This is a genomic window from Pseudomonas sp. Root569 (assembly GCF_001427465.1).
GTDB lineage: Bacteria > Pseudomonadota > Gammaproteobacteria > Pseudomonadales > Pseudomonadaceae > Aquipseudomonas > Aquipseudomonas synxantha.
The window spans coordinates 1-24,856 of the sequence record NZ_LMGQ01000012.1; the positions used below are offsets into that span (position 1 = coordinate 1).

The window sequence follows — 24,856 nt, forward strand, 5'->3', positions numbered from 1 at the left end:
CAACGCCAACAAGGCCAGCTGCTCAGCCACTACCACTACGACGACCAGAATCGCCTGCACGCCCACGCCGTCACACAGCAGGAAAATTACCTTTACCAACGCCAATACGACTACGACAAAAGCGGCAACCTCACCCGCCTGCTCGACACGCGCAAAGGCGAACACCGCTACCACTATGACCCCCTCGCCCGCCTGACCCGCGCCGATCATTCGCAAGACGTCCAGGAACGCTTTGCCCACAACCCGGCGGGCAACCTGCTGATGCAAGACCGCCCGGGGCCGGACATCGTCGCGGCGAACCGCCTGGTGATCCAGGGCGACCGTCACTACGACTACGACGCCTTCGGCAACCTCATCCGCGAACGACGCGGCAAGGGNATGGCAGAGTTCGAAAAGGAACACGGCTAATGTCTGAGCAAGAACTCAGGCGAACCGCCTGGTGATCCAGGGCGACCGTCACTACGACTACGACGCCTTCGGCAACCTCATCCGCGAACGACGCGGCAAGGGCCATCAGCTCGTCACTGAATACCGCTACGACTGTCAGCATCGGCTGATCAGCGTGACGAAGCCCAACGGCGAAACCGCCAGTTACCGCTATGACCCCTTTGGGCGGCGCATCAGCAAGACCGTAGATGGCAAGACCACGGAGTTTTTCTGGCAAGGCGACAAGCTGATTGCCGAACATCACGCGGACCGCCACCGCAGCTACATCTACGAGCCCGGCAGCTTCCGCCCACTGGCACTGCTGGAAGGCTTCGGCCCAAAAGCCACAACGGCCTACCACTACCAGCTCGACCACCTCGGCACACCGCAAGAACTCACCACGCCCGAAGGCGAAATCGTCTGGTCCGCCCACTACCGCGCCTACGGCCAAATCGCCCGGCTCGACGTAGGTAAAATCGATAACCCGCTGCGTTTCCAGGGTCAATACTTCGATCAGGAAAGCGGGCTGCACTACAACCGCCATCGCTACTACAATCCGGATATTGGTCGTTACCTGACGCCGGATCCGGTGAAGTTGGCGGGTGGGNTCGATCAGGAAAGCGGGCTGCACTACAACCGCCATCGCTACTACAATCCGGATATTGGTCGTTACCTGACGCCGGATCCGGTGAAGTTGGCGGGTGGGATCAATGGTTACCAGTACGTGCCCAATCCTACGGGATGGGTGGATCCGCTAGGCTTAAGCACCTGCCCTGGTGACGAACGCAAGCCTAACGCTCCTCCTATCCTTCCGAAGCCTAGCGTAGATGAAGGCGCGCCCGCTTTACCTCAACTGGCGCGCACTCAGCGACAGGCGAGAATAGGTGAACTGGCAGAGGCAAATGCAAAACAAAAAGTACTGGATTGGGAGCAGAAATACGATATGCATTCGGTTGAAAAGCATGGGCCAGAGATACCAGACAACGCTTTAAGGCAACGATCTATTGATGGAACAAATCCAACCACGGGGGAGAGAGAAGCTGTCAATTCCAGCTCTCAATTTAAAACCTGGGTGATGCAGCTTCACGCTATAAATAAAGCTATGGGCAGAATGCAAGGCGATTCACCATCTCCTACAGGTTTTGATAGAAGAGGTAACCCCGTGGTTATAGTCGAGCTACCCGGAGCCGGACGAGGCTACAAACCTAACCGCCGGGACGTAAACGATCCTAAGTATATTGAAAATATGGACAGAGCAGAGGTCAGATTTGATAGAAACAATCCAACTCGGCCATTTACCGCATTCCCGAAGTGAGAAGACAATGCTGAAATGCCCATTCATGAAAATCCCTTACACCCCCAATATCTCTCATATACTGGGAGCCTTATCGATATACGATCTTGAAGATACAATTGGCAAAGAACTATGGAAGTACGACCCTAACAATGAGAAAGACAGAGAAACAATCATAATTTCTTTTATCCTGAAGGATCTTATGTATTTGTCATATAGACATCGCTTCGTATTGATGGCTGCACTTAGAGAGGTGCTAGACAAACCCGATTTCGACTTTTCGAAAGAATTTGAAAGCGATTATGACGAGTACATAACGATGGCCTGGGACGAAACAGAAATAGCCGACCCCCGAGGCTTCTTCGAGGACATCTATCGGCTAGCCAACGAGGTCTGGAAAGAAGATCTCCAAAAAGCCAGCCTCGAAGACCCTGCCACATGGTGACCCCCAGTATTGAATACACCAATGTGGGAGGGGGCTTGCCCTAATGCCAGTCAGTTAAGCGGTCATCGCCTTCTGTAGGAGCGAGCTTGCTCGCGAAAAATGTGAACGATAACGCGTGTTTGCTGAATGAACGCGGCGCCTGTAAGTTTTTCGCGAGCAAGCTCGCTCCTACAAAAAAGCCTTAACTGACTGGCATTAGGGCTTGCCCCGATAGCAGTGGTTCAGTCAATGCATATGCAAGCTGACACATCGCTATCGGGAGCAAGCCCCCTCCCACATTTAAATCTGCTTCGTTCTGCAATCCGGCGATCTGATCAGCGCAATCCGATTACTGCGTACACGGAATTCTAAACATGAAGCTCACACCAGAACTATCAATACTCACAAGCCTACTATTCACCTATAGCATTGAAAACTACGACGACCCCGAAAGAGAGCGCTTCATCGCTTCAAAAAACATCAACAACGAAACAGAACTCGCTGAGCTTTTTGAAAAACTAACCAAGCCAGAATTCCTATCATACAAACTTGAAATTCAACAATGGCATATTGAAACACTTCAACACTACCTAAATACTGATGGAGATTTTAGTTCTGTTTTTTATCTTCTCGACACCTATTTCGATGACGAGATAATTGACCATAGGCAATTCATGAGCGTGCTATTACGCTGCTTACAGAACTACACAACGGAGGCTGCCGCGAGAAAACAATATGAAAACAAAACTACCCAGCATGTCAATAATCCGTGGACTCCTGTTCACTTACGACATTGAAAATACGGACGACTTAGAACGAGAGAAAATTATTTCATCAACAAACATAAACAACGACGAAGAACTCGTAAAGCTTTTTGACGAACTGACCAAACCAGAATTCCTGTTTTACACAAGGAATGAGCAAGTGTGGTTCATTGATTCGATATCACACTTCCTAACTATAGACGACAATTTCGATGCCGTTTTTAAAACCATGTCAACCTACTTTAGTGCACCCGTAACCGACCAGAAAAAATTTATGCAAATTCTTTTAAGCTGTTTGAAAAATCACCATAACGAATCAAATTTAAATTTTTAAAAAAAAGCTCTCCAGCGCCATATTGGCCCCTTGTGGCAAGCGAATTTCCCGCACGGGCTGCAAAGCGGCCCCTGTCCAGAAGACCGAACTAATGCGTGGACCGATATAGTGCAAAACGACATTACAGTTACACGAAGCTAAACAACGTATTTTCTTCATAGTTTTAAGGATCTCGAATGAAACTCAAGCCAAACCTCTCGATACTCCAAGGCCTGCTTTTCACTTACTGCATCGAAAATACCAGGGATGTAGACAGAGAAGAGCTCATTACCTCCATAAACGTGAATCATCACGAGGAGCTTACATGGCTATTCGATGAGCTAACCAAACCTGAATTCATGAAATATAGGCAGGACGAAAGAGAATGGTACATCAACACACTTCAGCATTTTCTTAGCACTGGGGAAAGCTTTGAATCAGTATTTTATCTGTTTGACACTTACTTTGATGATGAAATAATCGACAAACGGCAGTTCATGAAAACACTATTGGACTGCCTCAGCAGATACAACCTTGACATTGTCGAGAGCAGGTCAGACGTACCTTCTGCTAACCAGTAAGTGATGGAAAGATGACCCAAAGCCAGCTTCGAAGTCCACTCACTATGGTGCCCTCAGTTTTGGATGCGCTGAGTATCCAATGTGGGAGGGGGCTTGCCCCCGATAGCAGGGGTTCAGTCAATGCATGTGCAAGCTGACCCACCGCCATCGGGGGCAAGCCCCCTCCCACATTTGGACTGAGGCGCATCAGGTAATATTCGGCGGCTGAGATATCGCCACTGCTGCAAGCCCCGCACATTTGAATCTACTTCGTCCTGTGATCCCGGATCTGATCAGCGCTTGGCCAGTTCCATAATCATCCGGCTCAACAAATACACCCGCGGCACCACACTCTCTACCTCGGCATATTCCTCCGGTGTGTGAATATTCCCGCCCACTATCCCAAACCCATCCAACGTCGGCGTACCTACCCCGGCCGACAAACTCGCATCCGCCGCCCCACCGCTGCCTTCAATGGTCAACTTACGTCCCAGCTCGGCATAAATGCCCTGGGCAATCGCCACCAATTTATCCGACTCCGCTGTCTGTGGCATCGGCGGCAAGCCGCGTTGCAGGCTGGTCTTCACGTCGGTTTCGGGGATCAACTTGTTGGCTGAAACCCGGGCCAGGTCCTTTTCGATTCGGTCAAATTCCTCCGGCAAGGCGGCGCGTACGTCGGCCTTGGCGGTGGCTTGGTCGGGGATCACATTGGTGCGGTCACCGGCCTTGAGCACGGTGAAGTTGATGGTGGTTTTCTTGTCTTCATCGCCCAGCTTGCCCAGTTGCAGGATCTGGTGCGCGGCTTCCATGGCGGCGTTGCGTCCCAGTTCCGGGGCGACGCCGGCGTGGGCGGCCTTGCCTTTGACTTCGACCACGGCGGTGGCGCTGCCTTTGCGCCACACCACCAGGCCGTCGGCTGGGCGGCCGGGTTCGAGGTTGAGGGTTACGTCGTGGCCCTTGGCGGTGCTGCGGATCAGCTCGGAGGCGGCTTCGGAGCCGGTTTCTTCGCTGGCGTCGAGCAGTAAGGTGATTTGCGCGTAGTCCTTGAAGCCCTGGTTCTTCAGGACCTTAAGTGCGTAGATGCCGGCGACGATGCCGCCCTTGTCATCCATTACGCCGGGGCCATAGGCGCGGCCGTCCTTGATGTGGAACGGGCGCTCGGCGGCCGAGCCTTCCTTGAACACGGTGTCCATGTGGGCCATCAGCAGGATTTTGGCCTTGCCTGTGCCCTTGAGCGTGGCGATCACATGGCTGTTGTTGGCGGCTTTGTCCGGCACCAGTTCAATGCTGAAACCCAACTGTTTCAACTCGTCCACTGCGATATCGCGCACTTGGGTCAGGCCCGGCTCGTAGCCTGAACCTGAATCGATGTTCACCAGGCGTTCGAGCAGTTTCAGGGCCTCGGCCTTGTACTGTTCGGCATCAGCCTGGACCTGCTTGTGGGGTTCGGCACTGTAGGCCGGCAGGGCGAAGGAAAAGGCCAGGGTGGCGGCCAGGAGGGTACGCGGGAAAGTGAAGAGCATGGACCGATCCTTGTTTTTTTGTTGGAAGGCGCGCCAATACCCTACCCCACTAGACCGAGCGCAACCAACTCCCCTGCCCTGCGCTCACGCGGTTGCGCCCGCTGCTCTTGGCTTCGTACAACGCCTGGTCGGCATCGTTGAGCCAACTGATGGCGTCGGCATGGGCCGGCTGATAAAGCGCCAGGCCGATGCTCAAGCTGACGCGCAGCGCCGGGTCCTGAGTGTAGGCCAAGGCGTTGAAGCGATCGCGCAGCGCCTCCATGACCTCAGTGGCACGGTTGAGCGGCATGTCTGGCAGGATCACACAGAACTCATCACCACCGTAACGTCCGGCCAAGTCGGTGGTGCGCAGGTTCTGGCGCAGCACCTTGCTCAACTGGCGCAGCACGATATCGCCGGTAACATGACCGTAGGTGTCGTTGATGGTCTTGAAATGGTCGATGTCGATCAGGGCGATGGCTGCACCAGCCGGGCCTCGGCGGCAGCGTTGGAATTCAATGTCCAGGTGGTCTTTCCAGGCCCCGTGGTTGAGCAGGCCGGACAGGCTGTCGGTGCGGCTCAGGGCCAGCAGTTCGCGTTTGTGGCGGGCCAGGGTTACCGCCTGGCGGTAGCAGATCCAGCCCAGGGCCATGGGATACAGCATCAGGATAGGCAGGCAGGCATACACCTGGGCCTGGGTGGTCACGGCGATGAACGCCGGGGCGAATATCAGCAGCGACGTGCCCAGCCCCAGCGCCTGTGCCACCCAGCCGGCGAACATGAAGCGCGGGCCGCCGATGGCAACGTTGTTCATGCTCATCATCGACAAGGTGGTGACGCTGGGCAGCGGGTTGAAGTGCATCGCGCCGACCCAGAAGCCACCGCAGAAGGAGTCGAACAACAGGCTGCGGCGTTCACTGCGCAACGTGTGGGCCGCACGCAGGGAAATTTGAAGAGCCACATGCGGCCAAACAAACGCGTTGATCAGCATCCAAACCCACACCCATACAGAGGGACTCAGCGGATACATGCCAAACGCGACGCAGATAAAGCCGAGCGTGAGCCCCAGGAGGCGTGATTTGTACAAGCGCGAAGCGAGCGGAAGTCCATTTCCTCCGACGGCTGGCATGATGGGGTGCGATCCTGGGTGAGTGTCTCGAGTCTATCAGGGCAGCGGCAAATCGCCACTACCGCTTAGAAGCTGACGTCAGTGTGAAAACCCACGCGCCAGCATCAACGCAACGCCCAACAGCAACACCGCGGTGATGCGCTGCAACAACACCCGCCGCTTGGGGTTTTCCAACACGTGCTTGATACGCTGTCCGAAATAGCAATACAGGCAGCCGCTGGCAAATTGCAGCAGCAGGAACGTCAGGCCGAGGATGGCGATATCCGCCGCTGAACTGTGCTCCCCCGACCCGGCGAACTGCGGGAACACCGCACTGAACATGATGATGGTCTTGGGGTTGGAAAACCCGGTCAACAGCCCTTTGCCGAACAGGCTGCGCGAACCCTCCACGGCGCCGGCGTTGTTGATCGCCACACCGCTGCTGGTCCACTGCTTGTAGGCCAGGTACAGGATGTAGGCCACGCCGACAAACTGGATGGTCTGGGTAATGGCGAGGTTGCCCTTGATCAACTCCGAGAAGCCGACGGCAAAGATCAGGATGGAAATCAGGTACGACACGCTGGCGCCGATCTGCGCCGGGATCGAACTGCGCAGCCCGTCCTTCAAGCCCAGGCTCAGCAACAGCAGGGTCATGGGGCCGGGGCTGAAGGTCATGGTGGCGCAAAACAGTAGGAAGTAGAGAAACGAAGACAGGGTTAACGCACTTGTCATGGCCAGGGACCTTGAGTGGATAGAAACAGCAACGGGGCGAGCGCCGCAAGCGCCCACCCCTGGGTCCGTCAGGCGACAGCGATTTCGGTCGTCAGGGATTCGCGGTACATCACCGCCAGGTCAGCCAGGGCTGCCTTGGCAGTCTGGTTACGGGTTTCGAAAGCCACCAAGCCCTTCCAGTTGGTCTCGACGATGGCCTGCATGACGTCGGCATAGTCACAGTTGCCGTCGTGAATGCCGAAATGCTGATCCTGCACGCCATTGTTGTTGCTGAAGGAAATGCCCTTGATCAGGTGGTGATACTTGCGCACCACTTCCGCCGGCAGGCCGTTCTCGATGTTGGCGTGGCCGGCATCGAGGAAAAAGTACAGATTGCTGTGGGCTTGCAGGCGCTCGAACACAAAGGCGTATTCCGCTTCATGGGTGAAGATGTAGTGGAACGGCCGGTAGTTGACGTAGTTGGACAGGTTTTCCAGGTAGATATCCGTGCCCTTGGCCTCGGCGTAAATCGCCAGTTCCTGCACCGACTTGAGGTAATGCTCCAGGGCGACCTTCTTGGCCATCAGCACCATTTTCGGTTCGACGATGCAACCGCCATGAATGATCAGTGGCGCGCCCAGGCGGCTGGCAATGTCGATTTCTTTCTTCACATATTCCACGGCTGCTGCACGGAACGCCTCGACGTCACTGGCCAGCGGCGCCTTGAAGTTGCCATGAAAGATCGGCTTGATGCCGGTGGCAGCGATTTGCGCCTGCAGACTTTCGATGCGTGCATCGGTCCAGTCGTCGACCATTTCGCCAAACAGGCTGCCGTCGATATACCAATGGGTGCAGTTGCCTTCGATGGCGGTTTCCAGGCCTTTCTCGGCGCCCAGGTATTTCTGGTGGGCTACACCGGTGCAGAACGGCACGGTGGCGTTGATCAGTTTGCTTTCCATGGATCGATTCCTTTCGTGGATGGAGCGTCAGGCTTCTAGAGGTTCGGGGAGCTCAATGGCCATGAAGTCGGCCTTGGTCACGCCGCAATCCGGGCATGTCCAGTCTTCAGGCACCTCTTCCCAAGGGGTGCCTGCGGGTATCCCGTCCTCCGGGATACCCAATTCTTCTACGTACATAAAACCGCAGGGAGCACACATATAAGTCTTCATGAGAATGCAGAATCCATTGCCCGCTTGTAGGAAACTTCGCCAACTCCTGGCGAGATGCCGCGCAGTCTAGGGGACTGGCATTGCACAAGGCAGGTAAAGTGATGCCTAATCCGGCCTAACTTCACCGGTAAAAGCACCAGCAAAGACAAGGAAGGTTCATGTTTGTATCGGCTATCGCCTTTGTGGATGGCACCCCCAAGGTGCAACAGATCGTCGAGGCGTTCAGCCAGGCCATCGAAAACGGCGAATGGGCACCGGGTAGCAAGTTGCCGTCGGTGCGTGAACTGACCCAGGTCCTGGGCGTCAGCAAGTTCACCCTCAACGAAGCGCTGGACCGCCTGCGCGGGCGCCACCTGCTCACCTCCAGCCAGGGTCGTGGGTATTTCGTGGCCATGGACAACGCCCGCCCGGCGTCGGTGACCTGGGTCGACCTGTTGCCCCAGGACCTGCTCAGCGTATTGCGCCGCCCCTTGGTCACCGCCAGTGGCGAGCTGCGTCCCGGTGGCGGGCACCTGCCGGAGGAATGGCTCAATGGCGAGGCAATTCGCCAGGCCATGCGCAGTGTGGTGCGCGCGCCGTCGTTGCGCATCGCCGGGCTGGGCACGCCGGCCGGGTTGCTGCCGTTGCGTCAGGCGTTGCAACAGAAGCTGCATGGCGAGGGCTTGTCAGTGCCGGTGGAGCAAATCATCACGACGCCCAATACCGTGCAGGGCCTGGACATGCTCATGCGCCTGCTCGCCCGGCCGGGCGATACCGTGCTGCTTGATGCGCCGTGCTATTTCAACTTCCACGCCAACCTGGCGCTGCACGGCGTCAAGGTCATCACTATCGAACGCCGCCCCGACGGCTTCGACTTCACCGCCCTCGAACACCTGCTCGCCGAACATCGCCCCAGCCTGTACCTGACCACCAGCGTGCTGCATAACCCCACCGGCCACTCCTTCAGCCCAAGCCAGGCGTTTCGCTTGCTGCAACTGACCCAGCAGTACCACTGCCATATCGTCGAGGATGACCTCTACGGCGACCTGCATCCCAACCCGCCACCGCGCCTGGCCGCCGTCGCCGGGCTGGACCAGGTTACCTACCTGTCGGGGTTCTCGAAGATCCTCAGCGCCAACACCCGGGTCAGCTACGTGGTGGCTGCACCGCAACTGGCCGCCAACCTGACCAACATGAAACTGATGAGCGGCGGCGTGACCTCCGAACTGTTCGAACAGATCGTCTACCGCATGCTCAGCGAAGGCAGCTACGCCAAGCATCGCAAGCGCATGGTGCAACGCCTGATCGAGGCTGGCGGGCGCGTCGAGCAATGGCTCAAGCGTTGCGGCTGCGAACTGCCGATGGCCTATGAAGGCGGGATGTTCATCTGGGCGCGCCTGCCGCCAGGGGTCAACGGTGAACTGCTGGCCCAGGAGGCATTGAAACGCAGCATGGTGCTCGCGCCCGGCGCGCTGTTTGGCTACGACCCGGCCCATCGCGACTCAATGCGCTTCAATGTGGCCCACAGTGATGAGCCGCGGGTGCAGCGGGTGTTTGAGGCGCTGTTATTGCATGGAGTTGCCCAGAGCAATTGCCGCGCGTAAGCGTCGCCCAATGAACCTTTCACCCCGGCAGCGGAATCACTCGCAACGGCCGCACCGACTTATAGGAAAAGCTCGAGTAGATCTCCTTGACGCAGGGCAAGGTCTGCAAGACCTCACGGGCAAACTCGCCAAACGACTCCAGGTCCTTGGCCACTACTTCCAGCAAAAAGTCATAGCGCCCCGACACGTTATGGCACGCCACAATCTCGGGAATTTCCAACAGCCGCTGCTCGAACGCCCGGGCGATGTCCTGGGTGTGGCTGTCCATCATGATGCTGACAAAGGCCGTCACGCCGTAGCCCAGCGCCTTGGGTGAAAGGATCGCCTGATAGCCACTGATCACCCCGCTGTCTTCCAGCGCGCGCACCCTCCGCCAGCACGGTGAAGTGGTCAAGGCTACCCGCTCCGCCAGTTCGGCCACGGTCAGGCGGGCGTTGCCTTGCAATGCGTTTAACAGCGCTTTATCAGTACGGTCCAGCTTGATGGGCATAACGTGCCTCTAATCATTATTTTTATCGGTGTTTGATCCACAAACGCGGCTTTTCCCAACATTTTTTGCAAGGTTTATCTGCGGTTATGAGCATAGCATTGTAGGAAATAAGGAGCGCCCTACATGAACAATAAACACAACACATTCGGCTTTTCTACCCGCGCCATTCACCACGGCTATGACCCCCAAGACCACCACGGCGCCCTCGTACCGCCGATCTACCTGTCCGCCACTTTCGCTTTTCCCACCGCCGAATATGGCGCTGCCTGCTTCGCCGGTGAAGCCAGCGGCCACTTCTATACGCGCATTTCCAACCCGACCCTGGCCCTGCTGGAATCGCGCATGGCTACCCTGGAAAACGGCGAAGCCGCGGTGGCGTTCAGTTCCGGCATGGGCGCGATTGCCGCGACGTTCTGGACCCTGCTGCGCCCAGGCGATGAGATCATCGTCAGCCAGACCCTCTACGGCTGTACCTTCGCGCTGTTGCACCACGGCATCGGCGAGTTCGGCATTCAGGTGCGGCACGTCGACCTGACCGACCTGGCCGCCCTGGAAGCGGCGCTGTCGCCGGCGACCCGCATGATCTATTGCGAGACCCCGGCCAACCCCAACCTGCGCCTGATCGACATCGCCGCGGTGGCCAAGCTTGCCCACCGCCAGCCGAATATCACCCTGGTGGTGGATAACACCTACTGCACGCCGTACCTGCAACGTCCGCTGGAGTTGGGCGCGGATGTGGTGGTGCACTCAGCCACCAAATACCTCAGCGGCCATGGCGACATCACCGCAGGCATTGCCGTGAGCAGTCATGCCCTGGCGCAGCGCATTCGCCTGCAAGGGCTCAAGGACCTGACCGGTGCAGTGATGTCACCCCAGGACGCGTCGTTGCTGATGCGCGGCCTCAAGACACTGGCCCTGCGCATGGACCGCCATTGCAGCAGCGCCCAGGCAGTGGCCGAAGCCTTGCAGGCGCACCCGGCGGTGCAATGGGTGACCTACCCTGGGCTGCGGTCTTTCCCGCAGTACGCGCTGGCGAAACGACAGATGAAGCTGCCCGGCGGCATGATTGCCTTTGAACTCAAGGGCGGCATCGAGATGGGCCGGCGCTTCATGAACGCATTGCGCCTGTTCACCCGCGCAGTGAGCCTGGGGGATGCCGAGTCGCTGGCCCAACACCCGGCGAGCATGACCCATTCAACCTACACCCCCGAGGAACGGGAGCAGCACGGTATCAGCGAAGGCTTGGTGCGTTTATCGGTGGGGCTTGAGGATATCGCGGACCTGCTGGCGGATGTGCACCAGGCCCTGGCCAAGTGCAGCCGCCCCAGCATGCGCCCTGCCGCAACAGCAGCCCACGTCCTGAGATAACGCCTCATCAGACGTTGTTCTTTCCTGCAAGCGGTGGTCGAACTTATCGCTCGTCGCTATAGGATTTAATCTGTTTTTTTTGGTTGGAATCCCCTTCCCTTCGCCAGCCTGTACTAGCATGGGTCTCGGCGGGAAGTATTATCACTGCGGGTTATTCATATTGGTCATCTTGTTAAACCCCGTCGCTATATGGCTGGATGCCCGCGCTCGATACTCATGGACGAATTGATGAACTCACACCTGTTCCCCCATATAGGCAAGGTCATCGCCAGCACCGGCAGCCGCCATTTTCCACGCATGCTGCATGATCTTATCCTCACCCAATTGGCAGTGGATGCCACCCATATCACCCAGCTGCGGGTCAGCAGCAAAGGCCATAGCCGCCGCAAGATCAGCCCGGTCTACACCGACTCGGTGGCGACCCTGGGGCCTGAGCAACCTGCGGCACAACTGCACCTCACACGGCGCAAGGACGATGTGCGCTACGTGCTGTCGGTGTACCGCTCACACCCATCCGAGAGTTTTTCCGCGCAAGAGCGCAGCATGCTGCAGGACTTCTCCACGATGTTGCTGCCCATGGTGGAAAAGCACATCACCGCGATCCAGCCGTGCCGCCAGGACAATGGGCCGCCAGTGCCGCAAAACCAGGGCATCGACACCCTGCGCCGACGCATCCAGGAGCGCCTGGTGCAGTCGGGGCTGAGCCTGTCCAAGCGTGAATTGGAAGTATGCGTGGGCCTGCTGGCCGGCCGCACCGCGCCGGAACTGGCCGAGCAAATGGCGCTGAAGGTCAACACCATCGAAAGCTACCTCAAGCGCGCGGCGATCAAGCTGGGCATCAGCGGTCGGCATTCGTTGTTGCGGTGGATGTACGCCACAGACGACAACACAAGCTTTTAATCCCACATTTGGTCTGTGTCGCCTGCTCGACATGCATTGTTAAAGGCCAGCAATCCATATCCCTTTAATTTGCAGGACGTTTCCTAGACAATCCTTCGGGCTTGCGCCTGCTCAATCCACTGGCTGGCTAGCCTTTGCTTCGTCGCTGCACATCAGCGATCGGGTGTGAGATCCCGTGTATGAGCAGGCACCATGCGCTACAACCGTCTATGGCGGCTATGTGCGGGCAGACTTCGGTCTGGCCGGGTCCTGCTTTCCGGTATCTCACCCCGCACATAGCTGCCACCTTTTGACGTGTGAGATCGGCAAAAGAATGGCTCCCAATCCAAGCAGGAGCTTCACCCATGAGCAAAGTCGTCCCCGATCCACCCTATCCCGTTTTTGTCGCCCACGAAGACCTGAGCTTCGAAGGCGCGATCGCCAGCATTTCCTCGCTGCTACGCTGCGCCACCACCACCGCCACCGAAACCGCCGAGGGCCTCAAAGGCACCCAACGCGACATGGCCTGCTCCACCACCCACTTGATCGACATGGCCCGCACCCTCGCCGACCGCGCACTGGATTGCCTGCAAACCAAACCTACCAACACCCCATAACCCCTGTGGGAGGGGGATTGCTCCCGATGGCGGTGGGTCAGTCAATTAATCCATATCTGACCCACCGCCATCGGCAGCAAGCCCCCTCCCACATTTTGTGTCCAGGGCTGACCGGCTACCAATCGCCCCCCAACCCCAACAACCCCAAAATGCTGCGCCGCAAATCCACCAGATAAGGATCATCCCGATGCCTGGGATACGGTCGCTCAATCGTCAACTGCGCCTGAACCTTGGCTGGCCGATCGCTGAACACAACCACCCGGTTGGCCAACAGCAGCGCCTCTTCTACATCATGGGTCACCAGCAACGCCGTATACCCCTGGCGCTGCCACAGCCCAATCAACTCCTTTTGCATGGTGATTCGCGTCAGGGAGTCCAGCTTGCCCAGTGGCTCATCAAGAATCAGCAGCCGCGGCTCATTGACCAGTGCACGGGCCAGGGCCACCCGTTGCGCCATGCCGCCGGAGAGTTGGCGCGGGTAAGCCCGGGCAAACTGGCTGAGGCCGACTTTCTCCAGGGCCTGGTCGACCTTCGCCGCATGGCCCTTGAGCAAGCCCTGGGCCTCCAGGCCCACCGCGACGTTGTCCCACACCCGTCGCCACGGGTAGAGCGTGGGGTCCTGGAACACCACCACGCGGCTGGGGTCGGGGCCGGTGATGGGCTGCCCGTCGGCCAGCAACCTGCCGCTGTCCGCCGGCTCAAGCCCGGCCACCAGGCGCAGCAAGGTGGATTTTCCACACCCGGACGGGCCCAGCAACGCGACGAACTCTCCCGCTGTCACGTCCAACGAGACCCGTTCCAGCACCGGCAAGTGCTGGCCGTCCAAGGCAAAGCCGTGGCTGAGGTTTTCAATGCTCAGCGCCAACCCTGTCGATGCCGCTGCTGTTGGTGCGAGGGCTACCATTTCATCGTTCCTTTCTGCCAGGCAAGCAACCGGTCACGCACCAGGAACAGCCCGGTGATCAACCCCGAACAGGCCAGGGCCATGATCAACAATGCAGCGTACATATTCGCGTAGGCCGCCCAGCCCTGGGCCCATTGCAGGTAAAAGCCGATGCCGGACTTGACCCCCATCATTTCCGCCACCACCAAGGTTGAGAATGAGGCGCCCAAGCCCATGAACAGGCCGACAAACACATGGGGCATCGCCGCCGGAATCGCCACTTTGAAGATCAGGAAACCGGGCTTGGCGCCGAGGGTGCGGGCCACGTCGTAATAAGCTTTATCGACACTAGCCACCCCCGACCAGGTCAGCACCGTGACCGGAAACCAGGTAGCCAAGGCGATTAGAAACACGCTGGCGCTCCAACTGCTGGGAAACAGGAAAAAACACAGTGGCAACAGCGCCGTGGAAGGCACCGGGCCGAGGATGCGCAGCACCGGGTGCAGCCAATAGCCGATGCGCGTGGACCAACCAATGGCCACGCCGGCGATAAACCCCGTCGCCGCGCCAAGGGCCACGCCCGAGCCCAGCAGCAATGCCGAGTGCAGCAGGCTGTCGGCCAAGCGCGGGTAGTCTTCGATATACACCGCCAGCAGGGCCTGGGGCGGCGCGAAGAACGGCACCGGTAACAGCGCAAGCTTGGCCGTGAGCAGTTCCCAAAGACCCAGCAGCAGCGGCAACGCAATCAGCCAGGGCGTGGCATTGCGCAGGCGCAGCGCCAATGTCGACAGCCTGCGCCCCAACAGGCTCAAGGTACTGAACACCACGGCCACGCCCACGCAGAAATTGGCCAAGCCTTGGGTCATCGGCCAGTGGCGTGTCGCGTTGGGCCAATAGCTGATCAGCAGCGCGACGGCCACCCAGGCTGCTACGACGGCTGCGCCGTGCCAGCCGAGCTTGAAGGCCAGGGGTGGGTTGAGGGTGCTGGCGTCAACTGAAGACATCGGCGGTGATCTCCTTGGCGAATTCTACCGGGTCGGTGCCTTTGCTGATCACCTCCACGGTTTTCAGGTCGGTCACATAGGTGGTGATTTCCTCAGTCAGCGCTGCGCCCACCGCGTGGTGGCCGTGGGTGTGATCGTGGAGAATCGCCTGCACTTCTTCGGTAGAGGTGTTCAGTGCAAAAGCCTGGAAGCCTTTGGCCACGGCTTCTGGGTGTTGCACGGAATAATCATGGGCTTCGAGGATCGCCTGGGTCAGGGCCGCGACCACGCGCTTGTCCTCGCGCACCAACTTGCCGGTGACGCCGACCACGCAGCAACTGAGGTTGGCGTATTCCTCCACCAGGTTAGTGGACAGCTCGCGTGCCACGCCGGACTTGATCAGGCGGTACATGAACGGATCACTGCCGCTGACCGCCTGCACTTCGCCACGCTCCAAGGCGGTGCCCAACAAGTCGGCCGGGTACAGGCGCCATTCCACATCGCGCACCGGATCGACCCCATGCTTTTTCAGTAGGATCGAAAAGAAATTGCGATCCGGGCTGGCCATGTCGGTGACGCCAATGGCCTTTCCCTTTAGGTCTTCCAGCTTGCTCACGCTGCCGCTTGCCGCACTGAGCAAGCGCAGGCAACCACCGTGGGTGCCGGCGGTGAGCTTCACGTCGAAGCCCTGTTCCAGAGCCTTGAGCCAACGCAGCGCCATGCCCACCCCAGCGTCGGCCTTGCCGGTGGCGATGGCTTCGAGCAATACCTCGGTGGAGTTACCGAAGTTGACCAGTTCCACGTCGAGGTTGTGCTGAGTGAAGAAGCCCTGGCCGTGGGCGATCACCACCGGCGCCAGGCACACCGCGTTGAGATTGACTGCCAATTTCAACTTGCGCGGTGCATCGAGGCGGATGAACTCACCGGTGCCGGCAGGTTCCTGGGGGATGTTGTGGCCGGCGTGTGCGTCGCCAGCAAAGACCAGGCGCGGCAGCGTCAGGCTGGCCAGGGTCAGGCCGGCCATGCCGAGCAGACAGCGACGGGTTAAAGGGTCGAAGGCAGCCATGCACGATATCCTTGTTTATACGCAGATTGATTGTGCTTTTATTATATTAATGACTGGTTATTATGATAGAAACATATAACTCTATAGATATGCCAGATTCAGCAAAAGCCGAAAAAAGCGCCTTAAGCTCAGATCGAAAGAGTATTTATCGAATGGTTTTCAGACCCTTATGCTTCGGTTCATTTTGTTGAAAAATCGAGCGCCTCATGACCCTTCGCCACCCTCTCGCCGCTGTATTAGGATTGCTGGCTTTTGCTGTCGCTGTAAGTGCCCAGGCTCAGGAAACTTTGCGCATCGGCTACCAGAAATCCTCGACTCTGATCACCTTGCTGAAAACCCAAGGCACCCTGGAAAAAGCTCTCAAGGCCAACCACGTCGACGTCAGTTGGCATGAGTTCCCCAGCGGCCTGCCCTTGCTCGAAGCGCTGAACGTCGGCAACGTGGATATCAGCGCCGATGTGGCCGATACCGTGCCGATCTTCGCCCAGGCCGCCCAAGCCCAGCTCACCTACTTCGCCCAGGAAGCGCCCTCGCCCGCGGCCCAGGCCATCGTTGTACGCAAGGACTCGTCAATCCAGCAGTTGGCGGACCTCAAAGGCAAGAAAATCGCCGTGACCAAAGCCGCCGGCACTCACTATTTATTGATCGCCGCGTTGAACAAAGCCGGCCTGGCGTTTGCCGATATCCAGCCAGCCTATCTGTCCCCCGCTGACGGCCGCGCCGCATTTGAAAACAACAAGGTGGACGCATGGGTCACCTGGGAGCCTTTCCTCACCAGTGTGCAGCGGCAACTGCCCACACGCACCCTGGCGGACGGCGCCAGGTTGGCGAGCTACAAGCGTTATTACCTGACCGGCACGCCTTACGCTCAGGCTCATCCCGAGGTGTTGAAGGTGGTATACGCGCAGTTGGAACAAGCCGGTCAATGGGTCAAGGCCCATCCCCAAGACGCGGCAAAAGTGCTCGGGCCGTTATGGGGCAACCTTGATGCGGCGACGGTGGAAGCTGCCAATGCGCACCGCAGCTACCTGGTGCAGCCGGTGACATTCGAGCAACTGGGGGAGCAGCAGAAGATTGCCGATGCGTTCTTCAAGGCGGGGCTGTTGCCCAAAGCGGTGGATGCCAAGGCAGTACAGACCTGGCAGCCCTAAGGTAAACAAGGCCGGCGGGAAGTGGTACAAAAGGAGCCCTGCCCCTTTTCCTGGAGAGCACGGCCATAATCTCCATCACATCCCTGCGTTGTTGTTCACGGGTCAGGTCCGACAGGCTGCTGGACAAACATGACCGCAACGATGTGCACATCAGCCTGCTCGCCCCGCAAGCGGAACTGCGGGTCCGCCCACGGTTCTACGAGCCCGAGGTGCACAGCATGCTGGCGCCCTTGGGCCCGCTGTTCGATGCCGTAGGCGTGGCCTTTGTACAAGGGGCCGCCGGTGACGTGGCCTATACCGCTACCGATGAGCGGGGTCACTTCGCCGCCACGTCCTGCCAACACGCCATCGCCCTGGGCCGCTACGCCGGCAACAACGTCGCCGCCGACCTGATCGGCGTGGCGCCGATGGCCTACAGCCAACCCAAATACGTGACCTGCCTCGACCTCGGCGCCTGGGGCGCGGTGTACACCGAAGGCTGGGACCGCCAGCTGAAACTGGTGCGCCAGGAGGCCAAGGCACTCAAGCAGCAGATCAACAGTGTGTGGATCTACCCACCGACGGCGGATCGGGCAGTGGCGCTGGCGGCGGCGGATCCGTTGATTCCGGTGGCGTAGAACTTCGCGTTGCTCACCACATTGACAGGGAGAGATCGATTCAATTTTTTGATGTCGTCCACTTCCCGGTTGCGATAGAGCATCCTCCAGGCTACTCTTCCAACTCGCAGCAAGTGCTGCGATTGGACTTGGCGGTCCGACCAGATATAGGCGCAACGGCGCCCCCAACACGATTGCAGGCGCTTTTTTTGCGCCCGTGATTTCGTGCAATGGCGGGTTGCGCAGGGACTTCTTCGGAAGTGCCGGGTCCTATATCCCCGGTCCGCCAACCTTGCGTAATCCGCCACCCTAATTCTGCTTGGCGGCAGAAGGTGACGGCTCACTTAGATATAGGAGCAAGAACCATGACCTCATCTGATCGATACATGCCCATCACGGGCCCCGATTGCACCATACCTACCCTGCTAATCGATACTCAGGCACCGCTAGATGCCTTGCATGACGCAGCTGTTTTTCGCATTCGGGCAGTCACTCAAGTTCTGGAAAACCTGGCACTTCGCGATGAAATAAACAGCGATACCGTTGTGTTGCAGGACTTCGCGTTGCTGTTAAGTATTCCATTGCGTGACGGCTGCGATTTACTGGATGTGATTGGGCGTAGGCTAAGGGCAAGGATGTCGTAGACGAAAACGGGCGACCTCGCGGTCGCCCTCTATAAGCTCAGCAAATCAGCAAAACCGCACTTATTCAGTGCACCTTGTGATAGTTGGTCAAAGCATTCATATAGGCCGCTTTAACTGTCAGGCCTACAGTATCCAATACCTGCGCGTTAAGAGCAGCAAGCTTATCACCGATTAAGCTTTGCCCCACCTGCTTCAACTTGAGCCTGGAGCGCCCAGGGTATTTCGCGCCGGCGATGTCCACCGTCAAGTTAACCTCACAGGCGTAATAGTCAGGAGAGTTCCAAGTTTTGACGAAGACTCTGTCGATTTCGACGCTGGTTTTGAGTGTCGAAGTGGGAGAAGCGCCCACAGCACGTTTGGTGAACTCGGTCCAATCGTCAACAGGAACGTTGGCGAACCCCTCGTAAAGGCCGACATTGTAATTCGCAGCATGCCAAACAATCTTGCTCGACTCCTTACAGCGAGTACACTTTTCACCGCCAGTCACTTGCACGATATCGGCCTGTACAACACGACCTTTGATTGCCGCCAACTCGGCCTCCGTCGAGTACGCCGCGAAGTGCAACTGGTTGGTAACACAGCCACTGAGCGATAACAGAACACATACAACAATTAAGTACTTCATCAATCACCAGTCCCTGTGAATTTATTTGTTGAGCGGCACACCCTGACCAAACCGCCGAATCGCCAGGCAATACCCCACCAGCGCCAGCGCCGCCAGCAACCCGCCCGCCGCGCCGATCCAGGCGAAGCCGAAGTGGCTGCCGACCCAACTGCCCATCAACGCGCCACCGCCGATGCCGATGTTGTAGATACCGGAGAACATCGCCATGGCCACGTCGGTGGCGTCCGGTGCCAGTACCAGCACCTTGGATTGCATGGCCAGGCCAAAGCCCATGATCGCCATGCCCCAGAAAATGCTCAGCACCACCAGGTAAGACTCGGCGCCGCTCAACGGCAGCATCAAGGCCAGGCACGCGGCGAGGATGAACACTGCGCCGACCACGAACAGGTGGGGGTTGAAGCGATGCACCAGGCTGAACAACAACGAACCAATAATGCCAGCACCACCGAACACCAAGAGGATCAACGTCACCGCACTGCCGCCCAGCCCGGCGACGCCTTCGACGAAAGGTTCGATATAGCTGTAGGCGGTAAATTGCGCGGTGACTGTCATCGCGGTCAGCACGTAGAGCGCCACCAGTGCCGGGCGCTTGAACAACAGCGGCAGGCTACGCAGCGAGCCGGAGTTTTGGCTGGGCAGCGGCGGCAAGGTGCGTGCCAGCCAGAACACCAGGGCCGCGGCGAACGCGGCGATCACCAGGAAGGTAGTGCGCCAGCCCATGGCCTCGCCGAGCAGGCGGCCCAAGGGAATGCCGAGCACCATCGCCAGGGACGTACCCGTGGCCAACAAGCCAAGGGCCTGCACCTGCTTGCCTTGCGGCGCCAGGCGTACCGCCAGCGAAGCGGTGATCGACCAGAACAGCGCGTGGGCCAAGGCAATGCCGATGCGACTGACCATCAGCAGGCCAAAACTGGTAGCCACGCTGGAAAGGATATGGCTGGCGATAAACAGGCCGAACAGTACGATGAGTAGTTTGCGCCGTTCTACGTTGCGCGTCAGCAGCATCACCGGCAGCGAGGTCAGGGACACGATCCAGGCATAGATGGTGAGCATCAGGCCGACGCTGGCCACGGGCATGTCGAAGCTGGCACCGATGGCGCTGAGCAACCCGACAGGTACGAATTCGGTGGTATTGAACACAAACGCGGCCAGCGCCAGGGCGATGACCGGTTGCCAATTGGCTTGGGGGGTTGCGGCTGAAAGGCTCATTGACGGGCGCGGTACTCTGGCGATGGTCAGGCGCCGCCCAGGACAAGCGCCGCCGCCGAGCATTCTATAGGTTTCTCGGGCGGCTGTTGAGGCGGATCGTCGCCCCGGGAGCTATGGCGAAGTCATGGTAATCACGTAGTTGCCCGACTCGATGGGCTTACCGGCATTGTCCACCAGCAGATAGCGCTGGTCGTAATAGCGCCCCTCGCCACTGTCCGCCACCAGCCGTACATGGGCGGCATTGACGCTGGCCACTGGCTCAACACTACGCACATCTAAGCGGCTGCCGCGACTGACACTGGCGCAACCGGTCAGCTCCATCACCGAACCGCTGCGCGCATTTGTCGCACAGCCCGACTCGACGATGGCGCCAGTGAACCTGAGGGTGCCCTGCCCAACCGTCTGCGCAGCGCCGCAGGTGCTTGCCCATAGGCAAAGGAGGCTCGTCATTACCGAAAAACCACCAACGTTCATGCCGACACTCCTTCTTGGGTTAGTAAGAAGTTAGTCGTCGGCGCGGCGGTTAACTTGAGTTTATTTGCCTGAGAATGAGCGGTGGATCACGGATCCACCTGCCCCATCAACTCAGGAATACTCTCCGGGCGCTGGGCATAACGCTGGGCCAGCGCCGCGCACACCATCAACTGGATCTGGTGGAACAGCATCAACGGCAAGATCAACACGCCCATGCTCGCCCCGGCGAACAGCACCTGAGCCATGGGCACACCGGTGGCCAGGCTTTTCTTCGAGCCGCAGAACAGGATGGTGATGCGGTCTTCCTGGTTAAAGCCAAATGCCTTGCTCAGCAACGTGGACGCCACCAGCACCAGCGCGAGCAATACGCAGCAGGCCACCACCAGACCGCCCAGTTGCCATAACGGGATCTGGTGCCAGATGCCTTCGGTGACCGCTTCGCTGAACGCGCCGTAGACCACCAGCAGGATCGAGCCCTGGTCGACGAATTTCAGCCAGGCTTTATTGCGACCGACCCAGTCACCGATCCAGCGGCGGGCGATTTGCCCGGCTATGAATGGCAGCAGCAACTGCACGCTGATCTTCAAGATCGCGTCGACCGTGGAGCCGCCGTCCCCCTGCACATTGAGCAGCAGCGCCACCAACAACGGCGTCAGGAAAATTCCGAACAGACTCGAAGCCGCCGCGCTGCAAATCGCCGCCGGGATATTGCCGCGAGCCAGTGACGTAAAGGCAATCGCCGACTGCACAGTAGCCGGCAACGCGCAGAGGTAGAGCATGCCCATGTACAAATCTTTGCCAACCAGCGGCGACAGCACCGGCTTGAGCGCCAGGCCCAGCAACGGGAACAGCACGAAGGTCAGGCTGAACACCAGCAGGTGCAAGCGCCAGTGACCGGCACCGGCAACGATGGCCTGGCGTGACAGCTTGGCGCCGTGCAGGAAAAACAGCAGCGCGATGGCCAGGTTGGTGACCCAGCCGAAGGCCACGGCGGTCTGGCCGCTGGCCGGTAGCAGGGAGGCAAGGATCACTGTGGCGATCAGGGTCAGGGTGAAGTTATCGGGTAGAAAGCGCGGGCGGGTCATAAGCAAGTCTTCCAGGGGTTGCCAAGAGCGTCGTGGCGACTCTAACGTAACCACCTGTTACCGACTAACGCCAATGAGCCAGTAAATGCCGCCTAAAGGACATGAAAAAGCCGTGCGACGCAGTGTGCCCGGGCTTTCCAGCCTGCCACGGCCGGTGTATGGGCGTACTGAATCCTTGCCCAATCGGGCGCTGACACGACGGCACAGTCACCCGTGGGTGCAGTTGTCCTATGCGATTTCCGGGGTGCTGGAGATCCAGACCAGCGTCGGCCGCTTCGTCGCGCCGCCGCAACGTGCAGTGTGGATCCCGGCGGGCATGCCCCATCGGGTGTTCAGTTCGCCCCATACGGAAATGCGCAGTTTGTACCTCGATTGCAGCGTCACTGCCTGGGCGGCCGAGCGTTGCCAGGTGCTGGAAGTGAGCAGCCTGCTACGCGAGTTGATCCGCAGTTTCAGCGAAGTGCCGGTGGAATATGCCAAGGACGGGGCCGATGGACGCCTGGCCCAGGTGCTGCTCGACCAACTCGCCGCCGCGCCCCAGGTTGACCTGATGTTGCCGTTGCCCCATGACCCACGGCTGCGGCAGATCTATCGCAGCCTGAGCCAGCGCCCGGAGCAGCAGACCACACTGGGGGATTGGAGCGCCAGGCTGGGGGTCAGCGAAAAGACCCTAAGCCGCGTGTTTCTGAGTGACACCGGGCTGACGTTCCGCGCCTGGCGCCAGCGCCTGCGACTGCTGAGCGCCCTGCCCGCCCTGGAACGGGGTGAGCGGGTGACGGATGTGGCGTTGGGATGTGGGTATGAATCGACGTCGGCATTTATCAATGCATTTCGCCAGCAGTTTGAGACGACACCTGGTGAGTTTTTCCGCTGATCCTTTGGGGCTGTGAGGATCAAAATGTGGGAGGGCATTTCATGTCTAGAATGGGGTTGGCCGCCTGCGCTCCATGGGGCCCGGACAGAATATCGGGATCTATTGTAATGCAAATAACCCACAAACCCGCGCTCGGCTGGTATTGTGCCGCGCTTTGAAATACCGCTACTGACCTGCGAGGAAATGGACGTTGAACACTGACGAAAAAATGACCGGGGACCTGTTTGAGGTCGATAAGCGCCTGTCACTCAAGCCCGTGGTGGACTTCAACGCTTACCTGCGCAGCGCCTTCGGTGATGGCCCGTGCACCTGCGTGCGTTGCGCTGCCAGCGGTGGTGATGAAAGCGGCTATGAATTCCAGCACACGTTCACCTTCGACGGTAAGCCGATGCACCGTCGCTTTGCTTCGACAGCGGGCAGTGATGTGTTGATGGCATTGAAAAAGGCGTGGTTGTCGTACACCAAGGTCGAACTGCCGCTCAGCGGCGTGCTGGTGCTGGAGATGGTGAAGGAGTTTGTCGAGCCGCAGTTGCACAAGCGCCTGGCGCCGTTGTTCGTGGCCAGCGGGCTGGTCAAGGATGTGGACGGCGAGTTGCGCATTCAGCCCCAAGCCATGGCCTGACACTGTAAATGTGGGAGGGGGCTTGCTCCCGATGGCGGCGTGTCAGTCAACCGATGTATTGGCTGACACACTGCTATCGGGAGCAAGCCCCCTCCCACATTTGTACCGGGTACTTTCTAGAAACCGGGCACGCCCTGCACGCGCAACTCAGGGGTCAGTTCCTCTTCCAGCGGCTCGGTCAGCGGCCGATCACTGATCCCCGGCAGCAGGATCACCTTGCGGCACTCTTCCTCGGCTTTATCAAACAGTGCATAGCCCCGCGCAGCCTGTTCCAGGGACAGCCGATGGGTGACGATCGCCTCGGGGTTCAGGTGCCCCAGTTCGATATGCTCCAACAGTTCGGGTAAAAAGCGCTGCACATGGGTCTGGCCCATCTTGAAGGTCAGGCCCTTGTCGAAGGCATCACCGAACATGAAGCCATGGATAAACCCGGCATACACCCCGGCTACGCTGACCACGCCACCTCGGCGCACGGCAGCGATGCACTGGCGCAGGGCCTTGCCGCTGCTGCCTTCGATCTTGAGGGTGGTGAGGATGGTTTCCGTGGTGCTGCCCTTGGCTTCGAAACCTACCGCATCCACCACGCCATCGACGCCACGCATGCCGGCGGTCTGGCGGATGATGGTATCGGCCGGGTCATCGTCTTCTTCGAAGTTGATCGGGATCACACCGTACATCTTCTGCGCATAGGCCAGCCGGTACGGATGGTCGTCGACCATGAAGATTTGCCCGGCCCCCAGCATCTGCGCACACGCCGCACTGAGCAGGCCCACGGGGCCGGCGCCATAGATCGCCACGCTGGAGCCCTTGCCGATACCGGCATTGGTCACCGCCTGCCAGGCGGTGGGCAGGATATCGGAGAGGAACAGTACCTTTTCATCGGCCAGGGTGCCCGGCACCTTGAACGGCCCGGTGTTGGCCTTGGGCACCCGAACCAACTCTGCCTGGCCGCCGGGAATGCCGCCATACAGACGGCTATAGCCGAACAGCGCCGCGCCCGGTGGAATGGCTTTTTTATTCAGGATCGCCCCGCGCCCGTCGTTGGTGGTTTCGCAGGCGGCGTATTGCTGGAGCTGGCAGAAAAAGCAATCGCCACAGGCAATCACGAACGGAATCACCACGCGGTCGCCACGCTGCACCGCGGTGACCGCCGGGCCGGTTTCTTCGACAATGCCCATGAATTCATGGCCGAAGATGTCGCCGTGTTCCACGGTGGGGATCTTGCCGCGGTACAGGTGCAGGTCCGAGCCGCAGATGGCCGTGGCGGTGACACGCAGAATGATATCGTCGGGTTGTTCAATGGTCGGATCGGGCACGGTGTCGACCTGCACCTTGTGTGCGCCCTGGTAAGTCATCGCTCGCATGCTCTGCGCTCCTGCCGTTGAGGGGTTACTAGTTAAGGGCGGCGCAAGTGCGTCAGTGTTCCTTCCACCTGG

At 58.9% G+C, this 24,856-nt stretch carries 27 protein-coding genes and 2 pseudogenes; 15 read left to right on the top strand and 14 right to left on the bottom strand.

The window, feature by feature from the left end; genetic code table 11:
• The 6 genes and pseudogenes from ASD70_RS29970 to ASD70_RS11615 all read left to right on the top strand — a co-directional run.
• Positions 1-377: hypothetical protein (locus tag ASD70_RS29970; RefSeq protein WP_156382921.1), on the top strand; the 377-nt coding region annotated here is incomplete at both ends.
• 50 nt (positions 378-427) lie between these two features.
• Positions 428-1,033, top strand: a pseudogene (locus tag ASD70_RS29385) (RHS repeat domain-containing protein); the annotation flags it as partial.
• A gap of 1 nt (position 1,034) precedes the next feature.
• Positions 1,035-1,741 (top strand): annotated as a pseudogene (locus tag ASD70_RS29390) (RHS repeat-associated core domain-containing protein); the annotation flags it as partial.
• A 7-nt stretch (positions 1,742-1,748) separates the two neighbouring features.
• Positions 1,749-2,165: a hypothetical protein gene (locus ASD70_RS11605; RefSeq protein WP_046068568.1), complete on the top strand. Its 417-nt coding sequence runs from the start codon at positions 1,749-1,751 to the stop codon at positions 2,163-2,165.
• A 353-nt stretch (positions 2,166-2,518) separates the two neighbouring features.
• A complete protein-coding gene (locus tag ASD70_RS28320; RefSeq protein WP_082363304.1) occupies positions 2,519-2,941 on the top strand; it encodes a hypothetical protein in 423 nt (140 codons plus the stop codon).
• 477 nt (positions 2,942-3,418) lie between these two features.
• The gene (locus tag ASD70_RS11615; RefSeq protein WP_056846500.1) at positions 3,419-3,802 is read left to right on the top strand and encodes a hypothetical protein; all 384 of its coding nucleotides are present in this window, start codon (positions 3,419-3,421) and stop codon (positions 3,800-3,802) included.
• A 272-nt stretch (positions 3,803-4,074) separates the two neighbouring features.
• Here the strand turns inward: ASD70_RS11615 and ASD70_RS11620 are convergent, their stop codons facing one another.
• From ASD70_RS11620 to ASD70_RS11640, 5 genes are all read right to left on the bottom strand, one after another.
• Positions 4,075-5,304 (bottom strand): M20/M25/M40 family metallo-hydrolase, encoded by a 1,230-nt coding sequence (locus ASD70_RS11620; RefSeq protein ID WP_056846501.1) that lies wholly within the window; start codon positions 5,302-5,304, stop codon positions 4,075-4,077.
• A 49-nt stretch (positions 5,305-5,353) separates the two neighbouring features.
• Positions 5,354-6,412: a diguanylate cyclase gene (locus tag ASD70_RS11625; protein ID WP_056846502.1), complete on the bottom strand. Its 1,059-nt coding sequence runs from the start codon at positions 6,410-6,412 to the stop codon at positions 5,354-5,356.
• A 78-nt stretch (positions 6,413-6,490) separates the two neighbouring features.
• Complete coding sequence (locus tag ASD70_RS11630) at positions 6,491-7,123, bottom strand: LysE family translocator (RefSeq protein ID WP_046068573.1); 633 nt, start codon at positions 7,121-7,123, stop codon at positions 6,491-6,493.
• Positions 7,124-7,191: 68 nt separating this feature from the next.
• Entirely contained in the window at positions 7,192-8,061 is an 870-nt protein-coding gene (locus tag ASD70_RS11635) for a sugar phosphate isomerase/epimerase family protein (protein ID WP_046068574.1), read from the bottom strand.
• Positions 8,062-8,088: 27 nt separating this feature from the next.
• Entirely contained in the window at positions 8,089-8,271 is a 183-nt protein-coding gene (locus ASD70_RS11640) for a rubredoxin (RefSeq protein ID WP_046068575.1), read from the bottom strand.
• 158 nt (positions 8,272-8,429) lie between these two features.
• Between ASD70_RS11640 and ASD70_RS11645 the strand changes: the two genes are divergently transcribed.
• Complete coding sequence (locus tag ASD70_RS11645; RefSeq protein ID WP_056846503.1) at positions 8,430-9,854, top strand: aminotransferase-like domain-containing protein; 1,425 nt, start codon at positions 8,430-8,432, stop codon at positions 9,852-9,854.
• 19 nt (positions 9,855-9,873) lie between these two features.
• Here the strand turns inward: ASD70_RS11645 and ASD70_RS11650 are convergent, their stop codons facing one another.
• Positions 9,874-10,344, bottom strand: coding sequence for an Lrp/AsnC family transcriptional regulator (locus ASD70_RS11650; protein ID WP_056846504.1), 471 nt, complete (start codon positions 10,342-10,344; stop codon positions 9,874-9,876).
• A 123-nt stretch (positions 10,345-10,467) separates the two neighbouring features.
• On the opposite strand from ASD70_RS11650, the gene ASD70_RS11655 reads away from it, so the two are divergent.
• The 3 genes from ASD70_RS11655 to ASD70_RS11665 all read left to right on the top strand — a co-directional run bounded on the left by ASD70_RS11655 (position 10,468) and on the right by ASD70_RS11665 (position 13,208).
• Positions 10,468-11,712 carry a methionine gamma-lyase gene (locus ASD70_RS11655; RefSeq protein ID WP_056846505.1) on the top strand — a complete coding sequence of 415 codons (1,245 nt, stop codon included), beginning with the start codon at positions 10,468-10,470 and terminating at the stop codon, positions 11,710-11,712.
• A 228-nt stretch (positions 11,713-11,940) separates the two neighbouring features.
• Complete coding sequence (locus ASD70_RS11660; RefSeq protein ID WP_173664490.1) at positions 11,941-12,612, top strand: helix-turn-helix transcriptional regulator; 672 nt, start codon at positions 11,941-11,943, stop codon at positions 12,610-12,612.
• A gap of 344 nt (positions 12,613-12,956) precedes the next feature.
• Entirely contained in the window at positions 12,957-13,208 is a 252-nt protein-coding gene (locus ASD70_RS11665) for a DUF6124 family protein (RefSeq protein ID WP_056846506.1), read from the top strand.
• 115 nt (positions 13,209-13,323) lie between these two features.
• Here ASD70_RS11665 and ASD70_RS11670 read toward each other — a convergent pair whose 3' ends face one another.
• Genes ASD70_RS11670 through ASD70_RS11680 form a run of 3 tightly spaced genes read right to left on the bottom strand, consistent with a single transcriptional unit; the run spans position 13,324 to position 16,140 of the window.
• A complete protein-coding gene (locus ASD70_RS11670; RefSeq protein WP_056846507.1) occupies positions 13,324-14,112 on the bottom strand; it encodes an ABC transporter ATP-binding protein in 789 nt (262 codons plus the stop codon).
• Complete coding sequence (locus tag ASD70_RS11675; RefSeq protein ID WP_056846508.1) at positions 14,106-15,095, bottom strand: ABC transporter permease; 990 nt, start codon at positions 15,093-15,095, stop codon at positions 14,106-14,108. Before ASD70_RS11675 ends, ASD70_RS11670 begins: the two co-directional genes overlap by 7 nt.
• The gene (locus ASD70_RS11680; RefSeq protein WP_056846509.1) at positions 15,082-16,140 is read right to left on the bottom strand and encodes an ABC transporter substrate-binding protein; all 1,059 of its coding nucleotides are present in this window, start codon (positions 16,138-16,140) and stop codon (positions 15,082-15,084) included. The genes ASD70_RS11675 and ASD70_RS11680 overlap by 14 nt, the downstream gene beginning before the upstream one ends.
• 206 nt (positions 16,141-16,346) lie before the next feature.
• On the opposite strand from ASD70_RS11680, the gene ASD70_RS11685 reads away from it, so the two are divergent.
• The 3 genes from ASD70_RS11685 to ASD70_RS11695 all read left to right on the top strand — a co-directional run bounded on the left by ASD70_RS11685 (position 16,347) and on the right by ASD70_RS11695 (position 18,531).
• Positions 16,347-17,291 (top strand): aliphatic sulfonate ABC transporter substrate-binding protein, encoded by a 945-nt coding sequence (locus ASD70_RS11685; protein ID WP_056846510.1) that lies wholly within the window; start codon positions 16,347-16,349, stop codon positions 17,289-17,291.
• A gap of 50 nt (positions 17,292-17,341) precedes the next feature.
• Positions 17,342-17,908 (top strand): hypothetical protein, encoded by a 567-nt coding sequence (locus tag ASD70_RS11690; RefSeq protein ID WP_082561427.1) that lies wholly within the window; start codon positions 17,342-17,344, stop codon positions 17,906-17,908.
• A gap of 365 nt (positions 17,909-18,273) precedes the next feature.
• A complete protein-coding gene (locus ASD70_RS11695) occupies positions 18,274-18,531 on the top strand; it encodes a hypothetical protein (protein ID WP_056846730.1) in 258 nt (85 codons plus the stop codon).
• A 64-nt stretch (positions 18,532-18,595) separates the two neighbouring features.
• On the opposite strand, the gene ASD70_RS11700 is transcribed toward ASD70_RS11695, so the two are convergent.
• From ASD70_RS11700 to ASD70_RS11715, 4 genes are all read right to left on the bottom strand, one after another.
• Positions 18,596-19,156: a hypothetical protein gene (locus tag ASD70_RS11700; RefSeq protein WP_056846512.1), complete on the bottom strand. Its 561-nt coding sequence runs from the start codon at positions 19,154-19,156 to the stop codon at positions 18,596-18,598.
• A 21-nt stretch (positions 19,157-19,177) separates the two neighbouring features.
• Positions 19,178-20,365 (bottom strand): sugar transporter, encoded by a 1,188-nt coding sequence (locus ASD70_RS11705; protein ID WP_056846513.1) that lies wholly within the window; start codon positions 20,363-20,365, stop codon positions 19,178-19,180.
• Between the two features lie 111 nt (positions 20,366-20,476).
• A complete protein-coding gene (locus ASD70_RS11710) occupies positions 20,477-20,839 on the bottom strand; it encodes a hypothetical protein (RefSeq protein WP_056846514.1) in 363 nt (120 codons plus the stop codon).
• An 86-nt stretch (positions 20,840-20,925) separates the two neighbouring features.
• Positions 20,926-21,924, bottom strand: coding sequence for a bile acid:sodium symporter family protein (locus ASD70_RS11715; RefSeq protein ID WP_056846515.1), 999 nt, complete (start codon positions 21,922-21,924; stop codon positions 20,926-20,928).
• 85 nt (positions 21,925-22,009) lie between these two features.
• On the opposite strand from ASD70_RS11715, the gene ASD70_RS11720 reads away from it, so the two are divergent.
• Together ASD70_RS11720 and ASD70_RS11725 are read left to right on the top strand one after the other, a co-directional pair.
• Entirely contained in the window at positions 22,010-22,798 is a 789-nt protein-coding gene (locus ASD70_RS11720) for an AraC family transcriptional regulator (RefSeq protein WP_056846516.1), read from the top strand.
• Between the two features lie 190 nt (positions 22,799-22,988).
• Entirely contained in the window at positions 22,989-23,420 is a 432-nt protein-coding gene (locus ASD70_RS11725) for a hypothetical protein (protein WP_056846517.1), read from the top strand.
• Between the two features lie 116 nt (positions 23,421-23,536).
• Here the strand turns inward: ASD70_RS11725 and ASD70_RS11730 are convergent, their stop codons facing one another.
• Complete coding sequence (locus ASD70_RS11730; RefSeq protein WP_056846518.1) at positions 23,537-24,784, bottom strand: zinc-dependent alcohol dehydrogenase; 1,248 nt, start codon at positions 24,782-24,784, stop codon at positions 23,537-23,539.
• Positions 24,785-24,856: the final 72 nt, after the last annotated feature.